The sequence below is a fragment of the Streptomyces sp. NPDC037203 genome (assembly GCF_055605065.1).
In genome coordinates, this window is the sequence record NZ_JBVJUC010000001.1 from 665989 (window position 1) to 686494 (window position 20506).

The window sequence follows — 20506 nt, forward strand, 5'->3', positions numbered from 1 at the left end:
GGCTCAGACGTCCGGGGTGAGTTCCTCGGTGATCCTCTGTGACGCCCGGCGGGCCTCCGTCGCCGGGTCGGCCCCGTTCAGCACCCTGGTCATGTACTGCTTGATCGGGTTGTCGGCCTCCACGTCCGCCCACTGAGGCGTGTTGGGGGTCGCCCTGCCGTGCGCCGCGCCCGCGGCCATGGCGGCGACCCCCTGCTCGCCGGAGACGGCGGCGGCCAGCGTGGTCTTGTTCGGCACGTAGTTCATGGTGCGGGCCAGTTCCGTGTCCCACTTGGCGCCGGTGAGCGCCCCGACGACGGCGGTCGCCGCGAACTGGTCCTTGGTGTTCTGCGGGATGACGAGGTCGGACCCGCCGGTGAACACGGCACCGGGCCGGGCCGCGGTCGGTCCCGGTACCGGGAAGTAGCCCAGTTTTCCCTTCAGTTGCGGGTTCCGCCGCACGATGTCCTGCGCGAGTCCCGGTACGGCGACGATCTGCGCCACCTTGCCGCGCGCGAACACCCCGGCCTGCGGCGGGTGTTCCTCGTCGGCGCCCTTGGGCCCGTCGCCCAGCGACTGGAGCCGCCGGTAGAAGTCCATGCCGCGCAGTGCGGCGGGGGAATCCAGAGCGCCCTTCCAGTCGTAGTCGTCGACCTTGCGGGCGAGGTCGCCGCCCTCGTCCCAGATGAATCCGGAGAGTGTGTACCAGTCCTGTCCGGCGAGGTAGATGCCCTGGTCCGGGCCGGAGTCGAGCTTCTCGGTGTCGGCGAGCCATTCGGCGCGGGTGCGCGGCGGGCGGGCGATGCCGGCCTGGGCGAACAGGTCCTTGCGGTAGATGACGACGCGGTTGGCGGCGTACCAGGGGATGCCGTACTGCGAGTTGCCGTCCTTGCCGGGTTCGGCGAGACCGGGCAGCCACTTGTCCTTGCCCCAGTCGCGCATCGACTCCAGGGTCAGGTCGGCGAGCCGGCCGCCGTCGGCGTACAGCGGCACCTGGGTGTTGCCGACCTCGATCACGTCCGGGGCGTCGCCGGAGGTCTGCGCGAGCGCCTTGCGGACCTTCGCCACGATGCCGGTCCAGTCCTGGATCCGGATGTCCAGGCGCAGGTCCGGGTGGGTGTCCTCGAAGTCCTTGGTGAAGCGGTCGAGGAAGTCCGCCGAGGCACTGTCCTTCATCAGCCAGACGGTGACGGTCTCACGCTGATGGGCGCCGGGGAGCATCCCGCAGCCGCTGACGAGGCAGCCGGTGACACAGCTGAGGGCGAGCAGACGACGTCTCACGAGGGGTCCTGTTCTGTCTGGCATGGCGGATGCGCACAGGGATGGGAGCCCGACGTGGGGGGACGAGCACGCGTGCTCGTACGGGTGTGGCTGGATTTTGGTATGGACCAATGCCGAGGTCAAGGGCTGCTACGCGGAGTGACGACTGCTACGCCGTGCGGAGCGGGCCGGGATGGGGCACCGTGGACTACGGCGTGTCCCCCGGCCCAAGGAGCCCCCGATGACGAACCACACCTACCGGGTCACCGAGATCGTCGGCACTTCGCACGAGGGTCTCGACCAGGCCATCCGCAACGGCATCACGCGGGCCGGCCAGACCCTGCGCAACCTGGACTGGTTCGAGGTGACGCAGGTCCGCGGCCAGATCGAGGACGGCCGGATCGAGCACTACCAGGTGGGCCTGAAGGTGGGCTTCCGCATCGAGGACGGCGACTGACCGCACCACCTCAGGTGCGTCCCTCCTTCTCCTGGGCCTCCCGCAGCACCGCGGACTCCTCGGCCCAGCCGGCCCGCACCACGGTGAACCCGGCGCGCTCGGCGTCGTCGCAGACCACCGCGTCGTCGTCCACGAGGAAGCGCACCTCGCGGTCCCGTGCGAGCCGGCGCAGGGTCGCGAGCTTGGTGGACCGGGCCGGCCTGCGGTCCTCGTCGCCCCGCATGTACAGGTCCCCTTCGGGCAGTTCGTGCGCGGCGAGCCAGTCCAGGGTGTCGCGGCGGTAGCGCTCCGGGCGGCCGGTCAGGTAGACGATCTCGCAGTCCCGCGCGCTCTCGCGGGCCAGCCCGACACCCTCGGCGAGGGGCGGGTCCGCGGGCGCGGCGGCGAAGAACCCGTCCCAGTCCTTGGGCCGCCGCTGGAGGAAGTGCTGCCGGTGGGCGGTGTCCGCCAGGGTGTTGTCGAGGTCGAACACGGCGATCGGCCGGGCGCTGTTGTCGCTCACGGCAGAACCTTAGCCACCCGCGGGAATCCGCGGGCCGCCAGTGCGTTGAACCCTGCGTGCGCAGTTCAGTGATCTCCCGGACCAGGTTCTCCGTCCTCGACCGCTCCCGCGTCCGCCAGGGCCACCCGCCCGCCGAGGCGCTGCGGGACACCGTGGCGCTGGCCGGGGAGGCGGAGGCGCTCGGCTACCACCGGTTCTGGGTGTCCGAGCACCACGGGGTGCCCGGTGTCGCCGGTTCCGCGCCGACGGTGCTGGCCGCCGCCGTGGCGGCCGCCACCCGGACGATCCGGGTGGGCACCGGCGGGGTCATGCTGCCCAATCACCGGCCGTTCGTCGTCGCCGAGCAGTTCGGGGTGCTGGAGTCGCTGTTTCCGGGGCGGATCGACATGGGCCTCGGGCGTTCGGTGGGCTTCACGGACGGGGTGCGCCGGGCGCTCGGCCGGGACAAGGAGGACGCGGCGGACTTCGGCGCCCAGCTCGGCGAACTGCTCGACTGGTTCTCCGGGCCGTCCCCCGCGGGGGTGCGCGCCCGGCCCGCGGACGGCCTGCGGGTACCGCCGTTCGTGCTGGCCCTGGGCGAGGGCGCGCAGATCGCGGCGCGGGCCGGGCTGCCCCTGGTCATCGGGGACCTGCGCGACCGGGACCGGCTGCTGCGCGGTGTCGAGCGCTACCGCGCCGCCTTCCGCCCCTCACCCTGGGCCGCCGACCCCTACGTGGTGGTCTCCGGGGCGGTCGCCGTCGCCCGGACCGAGGAGGCGGCGCGGCGGCTGCTGGTCCCGGAGGCGTGGTCGATGGCGTACGCGCGCACGCACGGCACCTTCCCGCCGCTCGCCCCGGCCGGGGAGATCGAGGCCCGTGTGCTGAGCGCGCGGGAGCGGCAGGCGTACGACGCCCAGCTCGCCGGTCAGCTCGCGGGCACGCCGGACCAGGTCGCGGACGAGCTGGAAGCGGTACTGAAGGAGACCGGCGCGGCCGAGGTCCTGGTCACGACCAGCGGCTTCGACCGTACGGCACTGCTGGACTCCTACCGCCTGCTGGCCACACTGTTCGCCCCCTGACCACCCGCACGGCCCCGAGATGCGAGCCGGGCCCGTGCCGGTGACCCTGGGAGGGCAAGGACGCAAGCGAGGAGGAGGACCGCCATGTCCTTCATGGACAAGCTCAAGGGCATGATCAAGGGCCACGAAAGCCAGGCCGACAAGGGCATCGACAAGGGCGGCGACTACATCGACCATCGCACCGGCAACAAGTACCAGAAGCAGGTCGACACCGCCCAGGACAAGGCGCGGGACGAGTTCGGCACCCGGCAGGATCCGGGCGGCCCTCCGCGGTCCTAGTACGCGGGGGCGGATAAGGTGTGTCTTCCATGCACCCCAGCCCCCATGATCCCTATGTCCGCGTCCGCGGCGCCCGTGAGCACAATCTCCAGGGCGTCGACGTGGACGTCCCGCGTGACGTACTGGCCGTGTTCACCGGCGTGTCCGGCTCGGGGAAGTCGTCCCTGGCGTTCGGCACGATCTACGCCGAGGCGCAGCGCCGTTACTTCGAGTCGGTCGCGCCGTACGCGCGTCGGCTGATCCACCAGGTCGGCGCGCCCAAGGTCGGTGAGATCACCGGGCTGCCGCCCGCGGTCTCGCTCCAGCAGCGCCGGGCGGCACCCAGCTCGCGCTCCTCGGTGGGCACGGTCACCAATCTCTCCAACTCCCTGCGCATGCTGTTCTCGCGTGCCGGGGAGTATCCGCCGGGCGCGGAGCGCCTGGATTCCGACGCGTTCTCGCCGAACACGGCGGCGGGCGCCTGCCCGCGGTGCCACGGTCTGGGGCAGGTGCACGACACCAGCGAGGAGTTGCTGGTGCCGGATCCCTCGCTGTCGGTGCGCGAGGGCGCGATCGCCGCGTGGCCGGGCGCCTGGCAGGGCAAGAACCTGCGGGACATCCTGGACGCGCTCGGCTACGACGTGGACCGGCCCTGGCGGGAACTGCCCGCCGGACAGCGGCACTGGATCCTGTTCACGGACGAGCAGCCGGTCGTCACGGTGCATCCGGTACGGGACGCGGACCGGATCCAACGCCCCTACCAGGGCACGTACATGAGCGCCCGCCGGTATGTGCTCAAGACGTTCTCGGACACCAAGTCGCCGGCCCTGCGCGCCAAGGCGGAGCGCTTTCTGACCAGCGCGCCCTGCCCGGAGTGCGGGGGCGGCCGACTGCGGCCCGAGGCGCTGGCGGTGACCTTCGGCGGGCGCACCATCGCCGAGCTCGCGGCGCTGCCCCTGACCGACCTCGCCGGGCTGCTGGACGGCGGCACCGGGGCGGCCCGCGTCCTCACGGAGGACCTGAAGTCCCGGATCGCCCCGGTGGTCGAACTCGGCCTCGGCTACGTGAGCCTGGACCGTGCGACACCCACCCTCTCCACGGGCGAGCTGCAACGGCTGCGTCTGGCCACGCAGTTGCGGTCGGGGCTGTTCGGTGTGGTGTACGTGCTGGACGAGCCGTCCGCGGGACTGCACCCGGCGGACACGGAGGCGCTGCTCGGCGTGCTGGCCAGGCTGAAGGCGGCGGGAAACTCGGTGTTCGTGGTGGAGCACCATCTGGAGGTGGTGCGCGGCGCCGACTGGCTGGTGGACGTGGGTCCGGGCGCGGGCGAACACGGGGGGCGGGTGCTGTACAGCGGGCCGCCGGCCGAGCTGGCGTCGGTCGAGGAGTCGGCGACGGCCGCGTTCCTCTTCGACGAGGCGCCGGGACCGCCGCGTGAAGTCCGTGAGCCGCGCGGCTGGTTGAAGGTCGGCCCGGTGAGCAGGCACAACCTGCGGGAGGTGACGGCGGCGTTCCCGCTGGGCGCGTTCACCGCCGTCACCGGGGTCTCCGGGTCCGGAAAGTCCACGCTGATCGGGGAGTTGACGCAGGAGCTGGCGGGCGTCGACCGGCTGGTACGGGTCGACCAGAAGCCGATCGGCCGTACCCCGCGCTCCAACCTGGCCACGTACACCGGGCTGTTCGACGTCGTACGGAAGATCTTCGCGGCGACCGACGAGGCGCACCGCCGTGGGTACGGCGTCGGGCGGTTCTCCTTCAATGTCGCCGGGGGCCGCTGCGAGACCTGCCAGGGCGAGGGGTTCGTCAGCGTCGAACTGCTGTTCCTGCCGAGCACGTACGCGCCCTGCCCGGACTGCGGCGGCGCCCGCTACAACCCCGAGACGCTCCAGGTGGCGTACCGGGGGCGGAACATCGCCGAGGTGCTGGACCTGACGGTGGAGGCGGCGGCCGGGTTCTTCGCGGACGTCCCGGCCGCCGCCCGCAGCCTGGGCACGCTGCTCGACGTGGGCCTCGGTTATCTGCGCCTCGGCCAGCCCGCGACCGAGCTGTCCGGCGGTGAGGCCCAGCGGATCAAGCTGGCGAGCGAACTCCAGCGTGGCCGCCGCGGTCACACTCTGTACCTGCTGGACGAGCCGACCACCGGATTGCACCCGGCCGACGTGGAGGTCCTGATGGACCGGCTGCACGGACTGGTCGACGCCGGGCACACGGTCGTCGTGGTCGAGCACGACATGACGGTGGTCGCGGGTGCCGACTGGGTCATCGACCTCGGGCCGGGCGGCGGCGACCAGGGCGGCCGTATCGTCGCCGCGGGGCCGCCGCAGCTGGTGGCCCGCACGGAGGGCAGCGCGACGGCGCCGTACCTGGCCCGGATGATGCCCTAGGGGGCGCTCCCTCCGGGTCGTACCCTGCTGGCCGGGTCATCCCGGACCGGACCATCCCCACCGGTCAAACCCCTCCGGATCATCCCTCCCACCGGCGGCCGGCGAGGTCTGCGGTGGTCGTGGGCCAGGGCCGCGTGGGTCCAGGTGGGGGCGGGGGTGAGCGGCTGGGCCGCGGTGGCGAGGGCCCGCCGGTCGGGGTGGGTGTGCGGAGGGATCAGCGGGCGCACCTCGGCCTCGGCGACCAGGCCGCGGGTGCGCGCCACCCGCCACAGGGAGGCGAGCAGGGTGTCCTCCCCGACGAAGGCCGCGGCGGTGCCCGTACCCCCGTCCCGGAGCCGGTACCGCAGGCAGACCGGCTGCACGGGCACGCCCGCGTCCAGCGCCGCCTGGAAGACGGCCCGGTGGAAGCCGCCGTGGGCGCGCCCGCACCAGGTGCTGCCCTCCGGGAAGGCGGCCACGGCGGAGCCGGCGCGCAGGACGCCGGCGATCACCGCCACCGTGCCGGGCAGGGCTCGCAGCCGGTCGCGTTCGATGAACAGCGTGCCGCCCCGCGCGGCCAGCGCGCCCGCCAGCGGCCAGCGCCGTATCTCCGTCTTGCCGAGCATCCTGGCCGGCCGTACGGCGGCCAGCAGCGGGATGTCCAGCCACGACACATGGTTGGCGACCAGCAGCAGCCCACCGCCCGGTGCGGCCGGGCCGGTGATGCGGGCCCGTACCCCGATGGCCCGTACGAGGGCCCGGCACCAGCGCCCGATCCACCCGGCCGGGATCCGCCGGCCGAACGGGGACAGTGCGCTCCCGGCGAGCAGCAGGGCGGCGACGGCGGCCAGCCGCAGCACGGCCCGCGGTACGGCGACGGTGGCGGGCGCCGGTTCCACACAGGCGTCCGGGGTGCAGGGCGCGGTGGGCAGCCAGACGCTCATCAGGCCGGCACGAGGGAGAGGAAGTGCCGCAGGTAGCGCGGGTTGATCCGGCGCATCGACAGCAGCACGTACAGGTCGGCGACCCCGAAGTCCGGGTCGTGCGCGGGCTCCCCGCACACCCAGGCGCCCAGGCGCAGGTAGCCGCGGAGCAGGGCGGGCAGTTCGGTGCGCCCGGCGGGGGGCTCGGGGTTCGGCGTCCAGGGTGCGAGCGGTCGTACCCGGAACTCCTCGGGCGCCAGGTGTCTGGCGCGCACCCGGTCCCAGGTGGCGGTGGCGAGGGTGCCCCCGTCGGCGAGCGGTATCGAGCAGCAGCCGGCCAGCCACTCGTGGCCGCGGTCGGTCATGTAGCGGGCTATGCCGGCCCAGATCAGGCCGATGACCGTGCCGTCGCGGTGGTCGGGGTGCACACAGGAGCGGCCGACCTCGACCAGGCCGGACCGGATCGGGTCGAGCGCGTCGATGGTGAACTCGCCCTCGGAGTACAGGCGTCCGGCCGCCGCGGCCCGCTCGGGCGGCAGCAGCCGGTAGGTGCCGACGGCCTGTCCGGTCGCGGTGTCGCGGACCAGCAGGTGGTCGCAGTGGGCGTCGAAGGCGTCGATGTCGTGGCCCGGCCTCGGGGTGGCGAGTGCGGCGCCCATCTCCCCGGCGAAGACGTCGTGCCGCAGCCGCTGCGCGGCCCGCACGTCGTCCTCGTCGCGGGCGAGCGCGACGGTGTAGCGGACGGGTGCCAACGGCCCCGGAGGACGGTCGAGGGTGGGAACGCCGGTCATGGCTCTCTCCTGGTCACGGGGCCGGTTCGGCGGCAGCGGCGGCGGGCGGGTGGTCCGCGGCCCGCCGTTCCTGTTCTTCCGACGCCGGTTGGCCGGCGCGTGACGGATGCCGGGAGAGCGGATGTGGGGATGCTGAACGGCCGGGAACGGAGACGGGGCCGGGTGAGCACCAGCTCCCGGCCCCGCCCGCCCGCCTTCGCCGGCGAACGGTCTGTGACGTGCCCCGCGGGGGCGCGGGGCACTGCGCGAGCGGCCACCGCGGCGCGGCACTCCGGCACGGCGCCGCGGCGTCCCTGTGCGGTGGCTACCGCTTGCCCGCCTTCCGGGTGGCCCGCAGCCACTCCCGGTTCATGCCGGTGATGGACATCAGCGGAATGCCCTTGGGGCAGGCGGTGGCGCACTCCCCGGTCAGCGTGCAGCCGCCGAAGCCTTCGTCGTCCATCTGCGCCACCATGTTCAGGACCCGCGTCTCCCGCTCGGGCGCGCCCTGCGGCAGCACGTTCAGGTGGTTGATCTTGGCCGAAGTGAACAGCATCGCCGCGCCGTTGGGGCACGCCGCCACGCAGGCCCCGCAGCCGATGCACTCGGCGTGCTCGAACGCGAAGTCGGCGTCCGCCTTCGGCACCGGCGTGGCATGCGCCTCGGGCGCGGACCCGGTCGGCGCGGTGACGTAGCCGCCGGCCTGGATGATCCGGTCGAAGGCGGACCGGTCGACCACCAGGTCCTTGATCACCGGGAACGCGGCGGCCCGCCACGGCTCGATGTCGATGGTGTCGCCGTCCTCGAAGGACCGCATGTGCAGTTGGCAGGTGGTGGTCCGTTCGGGCCCGTGTGCGTCGCCGTTGATCACCAGGGAGCAGGCGCCGCAGATGCCCTCGCGGCAGTCGTGGTCGAAGGCGACCGGGTCCTCGCCGGACAGGATGAGCTGCTCGTTGAGGACGTCCAGCATCTCCAGGAAGGACATGTCGGGCGAGATACCGTCCACCACGTACGTGGACATCGTGCCGTCGGCGTCGGCGTTCTGCTGCCGCCAGACGCGCAGGGTGAGCTTCATGCGTAGCTCCGCTGAGTGGGGTGGACGTACTCGAAGACCAGGTCTTCCTTGTGCAGGACGGGGGCGGAGCCCGTACCGGCGAACTCCCAGGCGGCCGCGTAGGCGAACTCCTCGTCCCGGCGGGCGGCTTCGCCGTCCGGGGTCTGGGACTCCTCGCGGAAGTGGCCGCCGCAGGACTCGGCGCGATGCAGCGCGTCGAGGCACATGAGTTCGGCGAGTTCCAGGTAGTCGACGATGCGGTTGGCCTTCTCCAGGGACTGGTTGAACTCCTCGCCGGTGCCGGGGACCTTGATGCGCCGCCAGAACTCCTCCCGGATCTGCGGGATGCGTTCCAGGGCCTTGCGCAGGCCCTCGTCGCTGCGGGCCATGCCGCAGAACTCCCACATGACTTCGCCCAGTTCGCGGTGGAAGGAGTCCGGGGTGCGGTCCCCGCCGACGGCGAGCAGCAGGTTGAGCCGGTCCTCGGTCTCCGCCAAAGCCTCTTGTACGACAGGGTGTTCGGGGGTGACCGGGTCCTGGCGGGGGTTGCGGGCCAGGTAGTCGTTGATGGTGGCCGGGAGCACGAAGTAGCCGTCGGCGAGGCCCTGCATCAGGGCGGAGGCGCCGAGGCGGTTCGCGCCGTGGTCGGAGAAGTTGGCCTCGCCGATGGCGAACAGGCCGGGGATGGTGGTCTGGAGGTCGTAGTCGACCCACAGTCCGCCCATCGTGTAGTGCACGGCGGGGTAGATGCGCATCGGCACCTCGTACGGATCCTCGTCGGTGATCCGCTGGTACATGTCGAAGAGGTTGCCGTACTTGGCTTCCACGGCCGCCCGGCCCATCCGCCGGATCGCGTCGGCGAAGTCCAGGTAGACGCCCTGGCCGCCGGGGCCGACGCCCCGGCCCTCGTCGCAGACGTTCTTGGCGGCGCGGGAGGCGATGTCGCGCGGGACCAGGTTGCCGAAGGAGGGGTAGATGCGCTCCAGGTAGTAGTCGCGCTCCTCCTCGGGGATCCGGTTCGGCGGACGGTCGTCGCCCTTGGCCTTGGGCACCCAGATCCGGCCGTCGTTGCGCAGCGACTCGCTCATCAGGGTGAGCTTGGACTGGTGCTCGCCGGTGCGCGGGATGCACGTCGGGTGGATCTGGGTGAAGCAGGGGTTGGCGAAGTAGGCGCCGCGCCGGTGCGCCCGCCAGATCGCGGTCGCGTTGGAGTTCATGGCGTTGGTCGACAGGTAGAAGACGTTGCCGTAGCCGCCGGAGGCGAGCACCACCGCGTCCGCGAAGTACGTGTCGATACGGCCGGTGATCAGGTCGCGGGCCACGATGCCGCGCGCCCGCCCGGCCACGACGATCAGGTCCAGCATCTCGGTGCGCGGGTGCATCTCCACGTTGCCCGCGGCGATCTGCCGGCTGAGGGCCTGGTAGGCGCCGAGCAGCAGTTGCTGGCCCGTCTGGCCACGGGCGTAGAAGGTGCGGGAGACCTGGACGCCGCCGAAGGAGCGGGTGTCGAGCAGGCCGCCGTACTCGCGGGCGAAGGGCACGCCCTGCGCCACGCACTGGTCGATGATCTGCACCGAGATCTGTGCCAGGCGGGCGACGTTGGACTCGCGGGCGCGGAAGTCGCCGCCCTTGACGGTGTCGTAGAACAGCCGGTGGACCGAGTCGCCGTCGTTGCGGTAGTTCTTCGCGGCGTTGATGCCGCCCTGCGCGGCGATGGAGTGGGCGCGGCGCGGGGAGTCCTGGTAGCAGAACTGGACGACGTGGTAGCCCTGTTCGGCCAGGGTGGCGCCCGCGGAGCCGCCGGCGAGGCCGGTGCCGACCACGATGACCGTGTGCTTGCGCCGGTTGGCGGGGTTGACCAGCTTGGCCTCGAAGCGGCGGGTGTCCCAGCGCTCGTGGATCGGGCCGGAGGGGGCCTTGGTGTCGGCGACGGGTTCGCCGGTCGTGTAGTTCACGTAGTCGGTCATCTCAGCTCACCACTCCGGTCATGACGCCCACGGGTACGGCGATGAAGCCGGCCGTGAGCAGCAGCGCGAGGACGTCGGCGGCGGTCTTCAGGGCGCGGTCGCGGGCGCGGCTGCCGACGCCGAGGGTCTGGGCGGCGCTCCAGAAGCCGTGCCGGATGTGCAGGCCGAGCGCGAGCATCGCGACGATGTAGATCACGTCGCCGTACCAGGTGGAGAAGGTGTCCACGACGTTCTGGTACGGGTGGCCGGGCTGGAAGCCGCCGGAGTGCACGGTGCCGGTGGTCAGGTCCAGGATGTGCCAGACGATGAACAGGCCGAGGATGATCCCGCCCCAGCGCATGGTGCGGGTGGCGTAGCTCGCTCGGGGCCTGGAGTGGACGTACTTGCTGGGCCGCGCCCTGATGTCGCGGCGACTGAGCTGGTACGCGGAGGTGGCGTGGGCGACCACGGCGACGACCAGGACGACCCGGATGAGCCAGAGCGTCCACTCGTAGTGCATGAAGGGTTCGCCGATGGTGCGCAGCCAGTGGGCGTAGTGGTTGTACTCGCCCGCCCCGAAGTAGATCTTCAGGTTTCCGATCATGTGCGCCACCAGGTAGAGCAGCATGATCAGACCGCTGACGGCCATCACCGTCTTCTTGCCGACGGAGGAGTCCCACATCGTGCGCGCCATGGACGGCCGTCGGTCCGTCCGCGTTGCCAGAGCCATGGAACAGCACGCTAGGGCCGAAGGTCCCGATCGGTCCAAGACATGCTATGGCTCGTTTCCATAGGCTGAGGCTATCGTGGCTGTATGCAGCTCCAGCAGCTCCAGTATTTCGTGGCCGTCGCCGAGACCCGGCACTTCACCCATGCCGCCGAGCTGGTGCACGTGGCCCAGCCGTCGCTGTCGCAGCAGATCAAGGCGCTGGAGCGGGAGCTGGGCGCGGATCTGTTCCTGCGCGCGCGGGGCAACATCACGCTCACCGACGCGGGCGAGGCGCTGCTGCCGCTGGCCCGGCGGATCCTCGCGGACGCGGACACCGCGCGGCAGGAGGTGCAGGAGCTGGTGCAGCTACGACGCGGCCGGGTGCGGCTCGGTGCGACGCCGAGCCTGTGCACGGGCCTGCTGCCGGACGTGCTGCGCGCCTTCCACGATCGCTATCCGGGCATCCGGCTGATGATCGAGGAGGGCGGCTCCCACGACCTGGTGCGGGAGCTGGCCCGCGGTGCGCTGGACCTCGCGCTGATCGTGCTGCCGCTGCCGACGCCGTCGCCCGCGCTGACCACGCGGGAGGTGCTGCGCGAGGACCTGGTCGTCGTCTCCTCCCCGGACGCGCCGGCGCCCGGCCGGGGCGGGCGGGTCGTGCACATCGCGGATCTGGAGCGGGAGCGTCTGGTGATGTTCCGGCACGGCTACGACCTGCGGGAGCTGACCGTCGCCGCGTGCCGCTCCGCCGGTTTCGAGCCGGAGTTCGCGGTCGAGGGGGGCGAGATGGACGCGGTGCTGGGATTCGTGCGGGCGGGACTCGGGGTGGCGGTGGTGCCGCGGATGGTGGCGACGCGGGTGGGGCTGGGGCTGCGGGTCACCCCGCTCGCACGGCCGGGGCTCGACCGGGTGATCGCGCTGGCGCACCGCAGCGACGTGGCGCCGCCGCGGGCCGCGCGGGAGCTGCAGCGGATGCTGGTCGAGCGGTGAGGGCGTGCGGTGCGGGAGGGCGCCTGCCCCTCTAGCGCCCTTGCCGGGTGCGGGTGGCGCTGTGGCTCGGCGCGCGGCTCCCCACGCCCTGGTGGGGCTGCGCCCCCACCACACTGCGCCCCCACCACACCCCCGCGATCACCCCTTCGCGTCCGCCAACGCCAGATCATGCAGCCGCTCCGGCGGGCCCGGCCGCGCGTAGTACCAGCCCTGGGCCGTGTCGCAGCCCAGGACGCGGAGTTGTTCGGCCTGGGCGCCGGTTTCCACGCCCTCGACGGTGACGGCGAGGTCGAGGCTGTGGGCGAGGGTGACGATGCCCTCGACGATCTTCAGGTCCACGGGATCGGCGGGGAACTGCTGCATGCCCTGGGTGAAGGAGCGGTCCAGTTTGAGGACGCTCACCGGGAGGCGGCGCAGGTTGGCCAGGTTGGAGTAGCCGGTGCCGAAGTCGTCCAGAGCGATGTCCACGCCCATCTCGGCGAGTCTGCGCAGGGGTTTGAGCAGATCGTCGTCCGCGCCGATGAGCGCGGACTCCGTGACCTCCAGGCACAGCGCGTCGGGGGTGACGCCCGCGCGTTCGAGGATGTCCACCGTGTCCTGGACCAGGCCGGGGTGGCTGAGCTGGCACGGCGACAGGTTGACGTTGATCCGCAGCGGCCCGGCGTCCTGGCCGCCGTGCCGCTCCCGCCAGGCGCGGGCCTGCCGGATCGACTCCTCCAGGACCCAGCGGCCGAGCGGCACGATCAGCCCGGTGTGCTCGGCGAGCGGGATGAAGCGGTCCGGGCCGAGCACGCCGTGCTGCGGGTGCAGCCAGCGCACCAGCGCCTCGGCGCCGCGCACACTGCCGTCGCCGAGATGCACCAGCGGCTGGTACTCGATGAAGAACTCGCCGCGCTCCAGGGCCGCGGGCAGGGCCGTGGTCAGGCCGTGCCGGGTGATGGCGCGGGCGTCCGCCTCCGGGTCGGCCAGCTCGAAGCGGTTGCCGCCCGCCGACTTGGCCCGGTACATGGTGATGTCCGCGCTGCGCAGCACCTCGGCGGCCGTGCGTTCGCCCGCCGGGCCCTCCACGATGCCGAGGCTGCCCCGCACCAGCAGGTCCCGGCCGTCGATGCTGATCGGGGTGACCAGCGCGCTCATGATGCGCTCGGCCAGCTCGTCCACGGTGCGCTCGGTGCCGGGTCCGGTGGTCAGCGCCACGAACTCGTCGCCGCCGAGCCGGGCGACCATCTCACCGGGCGCGGTCGCACAGGACTGGAGGCGGTCGGCGACCTCCACCAGGAGCCGGTCGCCGGCCGCGTGGCCGAGGCTGTCGTTGATCGTCTTGAAGCCGTCCAGGTCGAGGTAGCACAGCCCGAAGCGCTGGCCGTCCCCGGCGGCGAGGACCTTCTCCAACCGCTCGAAGAACAGCGTGCGGTTGGGCAGGCCGGTGAGCGCGTCGTGCGTCGCCTCGTACCGCAGCCGCAGATTGAGCAGCCGGCGCTCGGTGGTGTCCTCCATGAGCGCGAGCTGGTACTGCGGTTCGCCGTCGGCGTCGCGCAGCAGGGAGACCGTCAGATTGGTCCACAGCACCGTGCCGTCGGGCCGGTTGAAGGCCTTCTCCAGGTGGTAGTGCTCGCGATCGCCGCGGACCAGTTCGTCGTAGAGCCGCCAGGTCTGCGGGGCGTCGTCGGGGTGCGTCCAGTCCTGCACCCGGCGCCCGCGCATCGACTGCTGGGTGAGCCCGAACATGCGCAGCAGCGCCTCGTTGACCTGGAGGACGTGGCCGTCGAGGTCGGCGATGCCGATCCCTATGGCGGCGCCTTCGAAGACCGCGCGGAACCTGGCCTCGCTCGCGTGCAGCGCCTGCGCCACCACGCCCTGGGCGCGCAACGCGGCCTGGGCGATGGCCTCTTGCTCGGCGAGGGTACGGCGGCGCAGCGCGTGCGCGTAGCCCGCGGCCATCGCGTGCTGCAACCGCGAGGAACGCATGCGCAGTTCGTCCTGCGGGCCGTCCCCGCCGCAGTAGAGCACCAGGTAGGCGTCCACGCAGTCCAGCGTGCGCGCGAGCGCCTCGGGGTCGGTGCAGTGCGCCTCGACCAGGGCGGCGCCCACCGCCTTCGCCGCCTCCGCGTCGAAGCTGCGGGCCCGCAGCAGTTCGCTCAACCGGCGCGCGTGCGGCAGGAGTTGTTCCTCGAACTCGGCGCGGGTGAGCGACGTCGAGGTCACCGGGTACAGCGCCCGGCTCCAGATCGTCGTCAGCCGGCGCAGTCTGCCCTCCGGGCCGTCCGGTTCCGCGTTCACGCCGTACGCCCCACGCCGGCGTATCCGGCGAAGGCGAACGGATCCTCGTCCTCCGGCGCGGATTCCGGGCGCCAGAGCGGCATCGGCACCAGTCCGGGTTCCACCATGTCGTACCCCTCGAAGAACCGCGCGACCTCGTCGCGCGAGCGCATGATCAGCGGGTTGCGAATGTCCTTGTATACGTCCACCGCGCCCTCGGCCCGCTCCGCGGACACGGGGATTCCCTCGTACGAGGCATGGGTGAGGATCAGCATGCTGCCGGGCGCGAGCGCCTCGCGCAGCTCGGCAACCGCACCGTAGGGGTCGTCCGCGTCTTCCACGAAATGCAGTATGGCAACGAGGAGGAGGGCGACTGGCCGATTCAGGTCGATCAGCCGCTCGACTTCCGGGCTGGCGAGGATCTCCTGCGGCTTGCGCAGATCCGCCGCGGCCACGTCCGCGTGCTCGTTGTCCGCGAGCACGGCCTGGCTGTGCGCGACGGCGACCGGGTCGTGGTCGACGTACACGACATGCGCGCCGGGGACGGCGGCCTGGGCCACCTCGTGGACATTGCCGTACGTCGGGATGCCGGAGCCGATGTCCAGGAACTGCGTGATGCCCTCCCGGCCGGCGAAGCGTACGGCCCGGCGCAGGAAAGCCCGGTTGGCCTGCATCGTCTTGGGCAGCCCCGGAATGAAGTCCATGGCCTTGCGGGCGGCCTGCCGGTCGACCTCGAAGTTGTGCGAACCGCCCAGGTAGTAGTCGTAGATGCGCGAGACGCTCGGCACCGAGATGTCGATGCTGCGTGGGGCCCAGGCGGGACGCTCCATTATCGCTCCAAGGCGGGGATGTGGACGTAGGCGATCCGGTGTTCGAGCTGAGGCTACTGATCGCCCGCCAAAGGAGCGACCTGAACCGGAAATCGACCATCCGTTCCCGGTCACTGCCTGCGGGAAGTGCCCAACCGACCCCGTTCGGTGATCCTTTGGGGCCGCGGATCGCGTCGACCGCCGTCCACCGCGCACCGTCGGGACGAGTGACATGCCAAGGGGCCGTTCATTTGACGGCACGGTGGCGCCGGTGGCGCCCTCGCGCGGTCCACGGGTCGAACGGCAGTGCCTTTTCGGCCAAATCGGACTCATCCGATCGTCAAACCGCCGATCGGCTTTATCCCTCCTTCGGACCAATACCGCCCCAGTCCGGGTTCCGGCCGCTCCGCGCAGCCCATGATTTGCGGGTGCATGGACTCCACGTGACCCGACGCGCGCCCGCTCCACGGGTGTTGGCCCTGCTCGCGCTGGCCTGCGCGCTGACGGGCTGCCCGGTCGGCCACGCGTCGGCCGACGCCTGCGCGTACGCCTCCACGGGGCCGGGCGGCACGGTGGCGGTGGCCTCGGCGGGCGATGTCTCGGTTTCGGTCTCGGGGGGTGGCACGCCGGCCTTCACGGGCGGTGCCTACGCCTTCCAGAGCGGCACGCAGGGGGCGTTCGCCGCCGCCGGACCGGGCTCCGCCGACGGTTCCCCGGCCCCGGCGGACGGCGCCTCGGTCACCGCGGGGGGCGTCTCGGTGACCCTCTCCGGCGGCCGTCACCACTGGCCCGCTCCCCCGCGCCACCACCGGCCGCCGCACCGGCACTGCCCACCGCCGCCGCCCCCGCCGACGTGCCCGCCCACCCCGCCGCCGACACCGCCCCCGAGCCCCACACCCACCCCTACACCCACGCCGACGCCGACCCCGACTCCACCGCCTGCGCCCAGGCCGCGGCCCACGCCGAAGCCCGCGCCGCCGGTCCGCGCGCCCCGGCCGGCGCCCACCCCCACTCCCCCGCCCGCGCCGAAGCCCGTACCGGCACCGAAGCCCGCGGCGAAGCCGAAACCCGCGCCGCGGCCGGCCCTGGCACCGGTGAGCTTCCCGGCGTACCACCCGCATCCGGCCACCCGGCCCGCACCGGGCCACACGGCGCCCGTCACCTACGTCCTGCTCATCGCCGTACCCGCGATCGTCGCCGTCGTGGCCCTGCGCCCGCGCTGACCCGCCGGGTCGCTCACCTCTGGAGGTAAACCGTTGTCGGATTGGCTTGTTCTCGTCCTCGGGATGCTCGGGGCCTGTGTCGTGGTGGTCCTCGTGACCTTCGTACGGCACCGGCGGGCACCCGAGGACGAGGACCCCAGCGAGACCCCGGACGTCATCGAGTACATGACGATGTGGATCGGCGTCGTCTACGCGATCGTTCTGGGCCTGGCCATCGCGGGCGTGTGGGAGGCGCGTGACTCGGCCCAGAACTACGCGCAGTCCGAGGCACAGGCGCTGCACGAGATCTCCGAGCGGGTGCGGGTCTACCCGCCCCAGACACGGGACCTCATCCGGGCCGATGTCAACTCCTATGTCAGCTATGTCGTGCACACCGAGTGGCACACGATGGCGCACCAGGAGCGCGTCACCGACCACGGGGCCGCGCTGCTCCAGAAGGTCCGGGCGGACGTCACCGACTACCAGCCGAAGAACGACTTCGAGGCTCAGACGTACCAGCCGCTGCTGGACCAGATGGCCGCCGCGGACCAGGCGCGCAACGCGCGCGCGGACTCCACGGGCGCCACCATGCCGTCCGTGGTGTGGTGGGGGCTGCTCACCGGTGCGGTGATCACCGTCGGCATGGTGTTCGCGCTCCAGATCCGGCGCACCAGGCGGGAGTTGATCCTGGCCGGGCTGTTCTCCGCGACCATCGCCTTCATGCTGTTCCTGATCTGGGACCTGGACGCCCCCTACAGCCGGGGCATCGCGGTGACTGCGGAACCGTTCCTGAATCTGTTTCCGGGCATCACGGGCTGAGCGGTCCGGACAGCCGGCTGCTTCGCGTGTGCAGCCCCGGACCGGCGGCCCGCGCACAGTGGCCGCCGGTCCGGGCGTTCTCCGGGTTCTCCCGTCCGGGTCTCGCCCTACGGGTTCGCGAGGCTCAGGCGCGCCGCTCGCCCCTGCGGCGCAGCCAGTAGGCTCCGCAGCCGATCAGGGCCACGCCGACCAGGCCGCCGCCGATGGCCATGTCGGCGGTCGTCGCGCCGCTCGTCCTGCTGCCGCCGAGCCCGCCGTTGACCCCGCCGATCACCGTGAAGGCACGGGGCCGGTCGATGGTGCGGCCGTCGCAGTGCACGGAGAGGTCGTACCGGCCCGCGCGGGTGTTGCGGTTGACGTAGACGACACCGCGCGCGGTGTCGTCGCGGAACGGCGTCAGCGGGGCGGTGCGGAAGGCGCGGGAAGCCATCTCGCCACCGCGCCGGCAGCCCTGCACGGTGACCGTCAGCCGGCCCCCGGCCGCGACCACGCTCGGGGAGACGACGATGCCGCGCAGCCCGTTGTCACCGCCGGGCCCGTTGCCGCCGGGTCCGAAGTCGTCGCCCCGGCCGAAGTCGTCCCCTCTGCCGAAGTCGTCGCCCCTGCCGTTGCTGCTGATCCGGCCGTTGCCGCTGATGGTGCCGTTGAAGTGGCCCTCGAAACGGCCGTTCCCGCTGAAGCCGCCGTTTCCGCCGGCATTCCCGTTGCCGTTCCCGAAGTTGCCGTTCCCGTTCCCGAAGTCCCCTCCTCTGTTCCCGCCCCCGTTCCCGTTCCCGACGTTCCCTCCTCTGTTGCCGCCCCCGTTCCCGTTCCCGAAGTTGCCGCCCCCGCCGCCCCCGCCGCCCCCGCCGCCTCCGCCACCATTGCCGAAGTTCCCGCCTCCGCCGCCCCCACCGCCGATACCGGGGTTCCCGCCCCCGCCGCCCCCGCCACCGATTCCGGCATTCCCTCCCACGCCGCCGATTCCGACGGTGCCGTTCCCGAAGTTGCCGACGCCGGTGCCCGGTCCGACGATGGTGCCCGAGCCGGTGCCCGTGCCTCCCGTGCTGCCGGCCCCGTTGCCCATGCCGTCCGCGACGGCCACGGGAGCGGCGAGCCCGAGCACGGCCAGCGCGGTGCACGCGGCCGCCAGGGCGCGTTGGTTTCGCATGTGATCCTCCGCGGAAGGCACCCCGGGGCCCGTCCCCGGTCGATCGGCGAGAAAGCACCTCCCAGCTAAGACCCTCGGGTGAACGGAACACGCCCGCATGTCGAGAATGCTCCGTCCTGGTGATGCAACACTCCGAACGACAACCTGACAATCCGATATAGCCGCAGGTCACGGACCGTCAGAAAATTCCTGGGAACGGCAACTCGGATGGCGCACCACGGGGGTGCGGGGCCACCCGTTCGCCACTCGGCCCGTCGCCGCTCGTGCGTGCGGGACTTAGCTTTTTCCCATGCGCAACGCAGCGGACGACCGACGGTTCGAGAGGGGACGGCGCATGTCCGCGCCCCGGCTGTACCAGCCGCCCCGGCTCGCCGAGGAGGACGAGGACGACGCCGAACGACGGCGGCGGCGCGCCCCCTGGGGCGTGATGGCGCTGCTGCTGCTCTCCGGGCTGGCCCTCATCCGCAACGGTTCGGGCGAGTTCGACGTCGGTCCGCCGCAGCCCGCCTCGGCGGCGGCCCCGGACACCCGCGCCCCGCAGAGCCCGCTGCCCACCGCGCCCGTGCCGCTGACGTTCTCCGCGGCGGACCGGGTGCGCATCCCGGCGATCCATGTGGACGCGCCGGTCACGCCCGTGGGCCTCGACCCGACCGGCGCGGTGAGCGCGCCGCCGCCCGAAGACCCGGATCTGGCGGGCTGGTTCACCGGCGCGGTCTCCCCCGGCGAGAAGGGCACCTCGGTCATCGTCGGCCATGTCGACAACCAGCAGGGGCCCGCCGTGTTCTACGGCCTCGGGGCCCTGAAGAAGGGCAACCGCGTCGAGGTCCTGCGCAAGGACGGCAGGACGGCGGTGTTCGAGGTCTACGGCGTCGAGGTCTTCTCCAAGGCCCAGTTCCCCGGCGACCGGGTGTACGGCTCCAAGGGCGCTCCGGAGCTGCGGGTGATCACCTGCGGGGGCGGTTTCTCCAAGCAGAACGGCTACGACGGCAATGTCGTCGTCTTCGCCCGCCTGGTCGCGGTCGCCTGAACCACCGCGGCCCGGCGGGCGGTCGGGCGGGGTTCAGACGCGCCGGTTCGGCACCGTGAGGCGGTATCCGTTGTCGAGCAGATAGGGCAGCCATTCCTGGATGGCCTCCACGGTCTGCGAACGGTCGCCCCCGGCGTCGTGCGAGAGGATCACCACGCCCGGCGCGGCGCCGCTCTCCACCCGGTCGATGATGACGTCGGTGCCGGGCGTGTCCCAGTCGGTGGTGTCGATCGTCCAGGCCATCGGCTCCATGCCCATCTCGGCGCCGAGCTGGAAGGCGGCCTTGTTCCAGGCACCGTAGGGGGCACGGAACCATTGCGGCAGCTCGCCGTAGGTCTTCTCGATGACGTGGCTGGTGCGTTCCATCTCGGACTTGATCTCCGAGCGGTCGAGAGTGGTCAGCAGGGGGTGCGTCCAGGTGTGATTGCCGACGACATGGCCCTCCTCCGCCATCCGGGCCACCAGGTGCGGGTTGGCCTCGACGCATTCGCCGCACAGGAAGAACATCGCGCGTACGCCGTGCTTGGCGAGGGTGTCCAGGATGTGCGGGGTGTAATCGGGGTTGGGGCCGTCGTCGAAGGTCAGCATCATCTGCCGGCCGCGTTCGGAGATCCGGAAAATCGGTTCGGTGCGCACCTTCAGCTTGCGCGGCGCGCTGCGCGGCGGGCCGCCCCCGGTGAGCGGCCGGAGCCGGAAGGCGGAGGACTTCAGGGGCGCCTGACGGGCCTGGGGGCCGGGGGCGGGCGCGAGGGCGGGGGCGGCGGCCTGTACGGCCTCCTCGCCGTCCTGCGCCACGACGAGTCCCGCCGTTCCGGCGGCGCCCAGTGCGGCGGCACCGGCGAGGAGCAGACGACGGCGTGTGAACAACTGATCTTTCTGCATGACTCATCAGTCGCCCCACAAGGCGTCGGCGCACCGCAACGGCGCGGGGTGCGGGCGGTATTTCCACCCGGTCGGACCAGCGGGGGCAC

General features: G+C 72.2%; 19 protein-coding genes. 8 read left to right on the forward strand and 11 right to left on the reverse strand.

The features are described from left to right. Positions 1-3: 3 nt before the first annotated feature. The gene (locus ACZ7EC_RS02805) at positions 4-1260 is read right to left on the reverse strand and encodes an extracellular solute-binding protein (protein WP_471056863.1); all 1257 of its coding nucleotides are present in this window, start codon (positions 1258-1260) and stop codon (positions 4-6) included. 220 nt (positions 1261-1480) lie between these two features. On the opposite strand from ACZ7EC_RS02805, the gene ACZ7EC_RS02810 reads away from it, so the two are divergent. After that, positions 1481-1696 carry a dodecin gene (locus tag ACZ7EC_RS02810; protein ID WP_397982656.1) on the forward strand — a complete coding sequence of 72 codons (216 nt, stop codon included), beginning with the start codon at positions 1481-1483 and terminating at the stop codon, positions 1694-1696. A 10-nt stretch (positions 1697-1706) separates the two neighbouring features. Here the strand turns inward: ACZ7EC_RS02810 and ACZ7EC_RS02815 are convergent, their stop codons facing one another. Then, the gene (locus ACZ7EC_RS02815) at positions 1707-2198 is read right to left on the reverse strand and encodes a phosphatase domain-containing protein (RefSeq protein WP_471056867.1); all 492 of its coding nucleotides are present in this window, start codon (positions 2196-2198) and stop codon (positions 1707-1709) included. 56 nt (positions 2199-2254) lie between these two features. Between ACZ7EC_RS02815 and ACZ7EC_RS02820 the strand changes: the two genes are divergently transcribed. The 3 genes from ACZ7EC_RS02820 (at position 2255) to ACZ7EC_RS02830 (ending at position 5898) form a co-directional block, all read left to right on the forward strand. Further along, positions 2255-3256: an MsnO8 family LLM class oxidoreductase gene (locus ACZ7EC_RS02820; protein WP_471056872.1), complete on the forward strand. Its 1002-nt coding sequence runs from the start codon at positions 2255-2257 to the stop codon at positions 3254-3256. A gap of 84 nt (positions 3257-3340) precedes the next feature. Further along, positions 3341-3535, forward strand: a complete 195-nt coding sequence (locus tag ACZ7EC_RS02825) for an antitoxin (RefSeq protein ID WP_471056875.1) — start codon at positions 3341-3343, stop codon at positions 3533-3535. Between the two features lie 29 nt (positions 3536-3564). After that, on the forward strand, positions 3565-5898 hold the full coding sequence (locus ACZ7EC_RS02830) for an excinuclease ABC subunit UvrA (RefSeq protein ID WP_471056878.1): 2334 nt from the start codon (positions 3565-3567) through the stop codon (positions 5896-5898). Here ACZ7EC_RS02830 and ACZ7EC_RS02835 read toward each other — a convergent pair. The 5 genes from ACZ7EC_RS02835 to ACZ7EC_RS02855 form a co-directional block, all read right to left on the reverse strand. Continuing rightward, on the reverse strand, positions 5895-6821 hold the full coding sequence (locus ACZ7EC_RS02835; protein ID WP_471056881.1) for a lysophospholipid acyltransferase family protein: 927 nt from the start codon (positions 6819-6821) through the stop codon (positions 5895-5897). The two genes, ACZ7EC_RS02830 and ACZ7EC_RS02835, sit on opposite strands and share 4 nt — an antisense overlap. Next, positions 6821-7591, reverse strand: a complete 771-nt coding sequence (locus ACZ7EC_RS02840; protein ID WP_471056884.1) for a GNAT family N-acetyltransferase — start codon at positions 7589-7591, stop codon at positions 6821-6823. The genes ACZ7EC_RS02835 and ACZ7EC_RS02840 overlap by 1 nt, the downstream gene beginning before the upstream one ends. Before the next feature lie 304 nt (positions 7592-7895). After that, on the reverse strand, positions 7896-8645 hold the full coding sequence (locus tag ACZ7EC_RS02845) for a succinate dehydrogenase/fumarate reductase iron-sulfur subunit (RefSeq protein WP_471056887.1): 750 nt from the start codon (positions 8643-8645) through the stop codon (positions 7896-7898). Then, complete coding sequence (locus tag ACZ7EC_RS02850; RefSeq protein ID WP_471056890.1) at positions 8642-10591, reverse strand: fumarate reductase/succinate dehydrogenase flavoprotein subunit; 1950 nt, start codon at positions 10589-10591, stop codon at positions 8642-8644. Before ACZ7EC_RS02850 ends, ACZ7EC_RS02845 begins: the two co-directional genes overlap by 4 nt. Before the next feature lies 1 nt (position 10592). Continuing rightward, positions 10593-11264 carry a succinate dehydrogenase gene (locus tag ACZ7EC_RS02855; RefSeq protein ID WP_471057831.1) on the reverse strand — a complete coding sequence of 224 codons (672 nt, stop codon included), beginning with the start codon at positions 11262-11264 and terminating at the stop codon, positions 10593-10595. 120 nt (positions 11265-11384) lie between these two features. On the opposite strand from ACZ7EC_RS02855, the gene ACZ7EC_RS02860 reads away from it, so the two are divergent. Further along, entirely contained in the window at positions 11385-12269 is an 885-nt protein-coding gene (locus ACZ7EC_RS02860) for a LysR family transcriptional regulator (RefSeq protein WP_471056893.1), read from the forward strand. A gap of 138 nt (positions 12270-12407) precedes the next feature. Here the strand turns inward: ACZ7EC_RS02860 and ACZ7EC_RS02865 are convergent, their stop codons facing one another. Further along, on the reverse strand, positions 12408-14549 hold the full coding sequence (locus ACZ7EC_RS02865; RefSeq protein WP_471056896.1) for a putative bifunctional diguanylate cyclase/phosphodiesterase: 2142 nt from the start codon (positions 14547-14549) through the stop codon (positions 12408-12410). Continuing rightward, entirely contained in the window at positions 14546-15358 is an 813-nt protein-coding gene (locus ACZ7EC_RS02870) for an SAM-dependent methyltransferase (RefSeq protein ID WP_471056899.1), read from the reverse strand. Before ACZ7EC_RS02870 ends, ACZ7EC_RS02865 begins: the two co-directional genes overlap by 4 nt. Before the next feature lie 1073 nt (positions 15359-16431). Between ACZ7EC_RS02870 and ACZ7EC_RS02875 the strand changes: the two genes are divergently transcribed. Further along, positions 16432-16560: a hypothetical protein gene (locus ACZ7EC_RS02875; RefSeq protein WP_471056902.1), complete on the forward strand. Its 129-nt coding sequence runs from the start codon at positions 16432-16434 to the stop codon at positions 16558-16560. A 33-nt stretch (positions 16561-16593) separates the two neighbouring features. Then, the gene (locus ACZ7EC_RS02880) at positions 16594-17358 is read left to right on the forward strand and encodes a bestrophin-like domain (RefSeq protein WP_471056905.1); all 765 of its coding nucleotides are present in this window, start codon (positions 16594-16596) and stop codon (positions 17356-17358) included. A gap of 124 nt (positions 17359-17482) precedes the next feature. Here the strand turns inward: ACZ7EC_RS02880 and ACZ7EC_RS02885 are convergent, their stop codons facing one another. After that, a complete protein-coding gene (locus ACZ7EC_RS02885) occupies positions 17483-18508 on the reverse strand; it encodes a hypothetical protein (protein ID WP_471056908.1) in 1026 nt (341 codons plus the stop codon). Between the two features lie 334 nt (positions 18509-18842). On the opposite strand from ACZ7EC_RS02885, the gene ACZ7EC_RS02890 reads away from it, so the two are divergent. Then, positions 18843-19535 (forward strand): class F sortase, encoded by a 693-nt coding sequence (locus ACZ7EC_RS02890; protein WP_471057834.1) that lies wholly within the window; start codon positions 18843-18845, stop codon positions 19533-19535. Positions 19536-19568: 33 nt separating this feature from the next. On the opposite strand, the gene ACZ7EC_RS02895 is transcribed toward ACZ7EC_RS02890, so the two are convergent. Beyond that, positions 19569-20417 carry a polysaccharide deacetylase family protein gene (locus tag ACZ7EC_RS02895; RefSeq protein WP_471056911.1) on the reverse strand — a complete coding sequence of 283 codons (849 nt, stop codon included), beginning with the start codon at positions 20415-20417 and terminating at the stop codon, positions 19569-19571. Positions 20418-20506 lie beyond the last annotated feature (89 nt).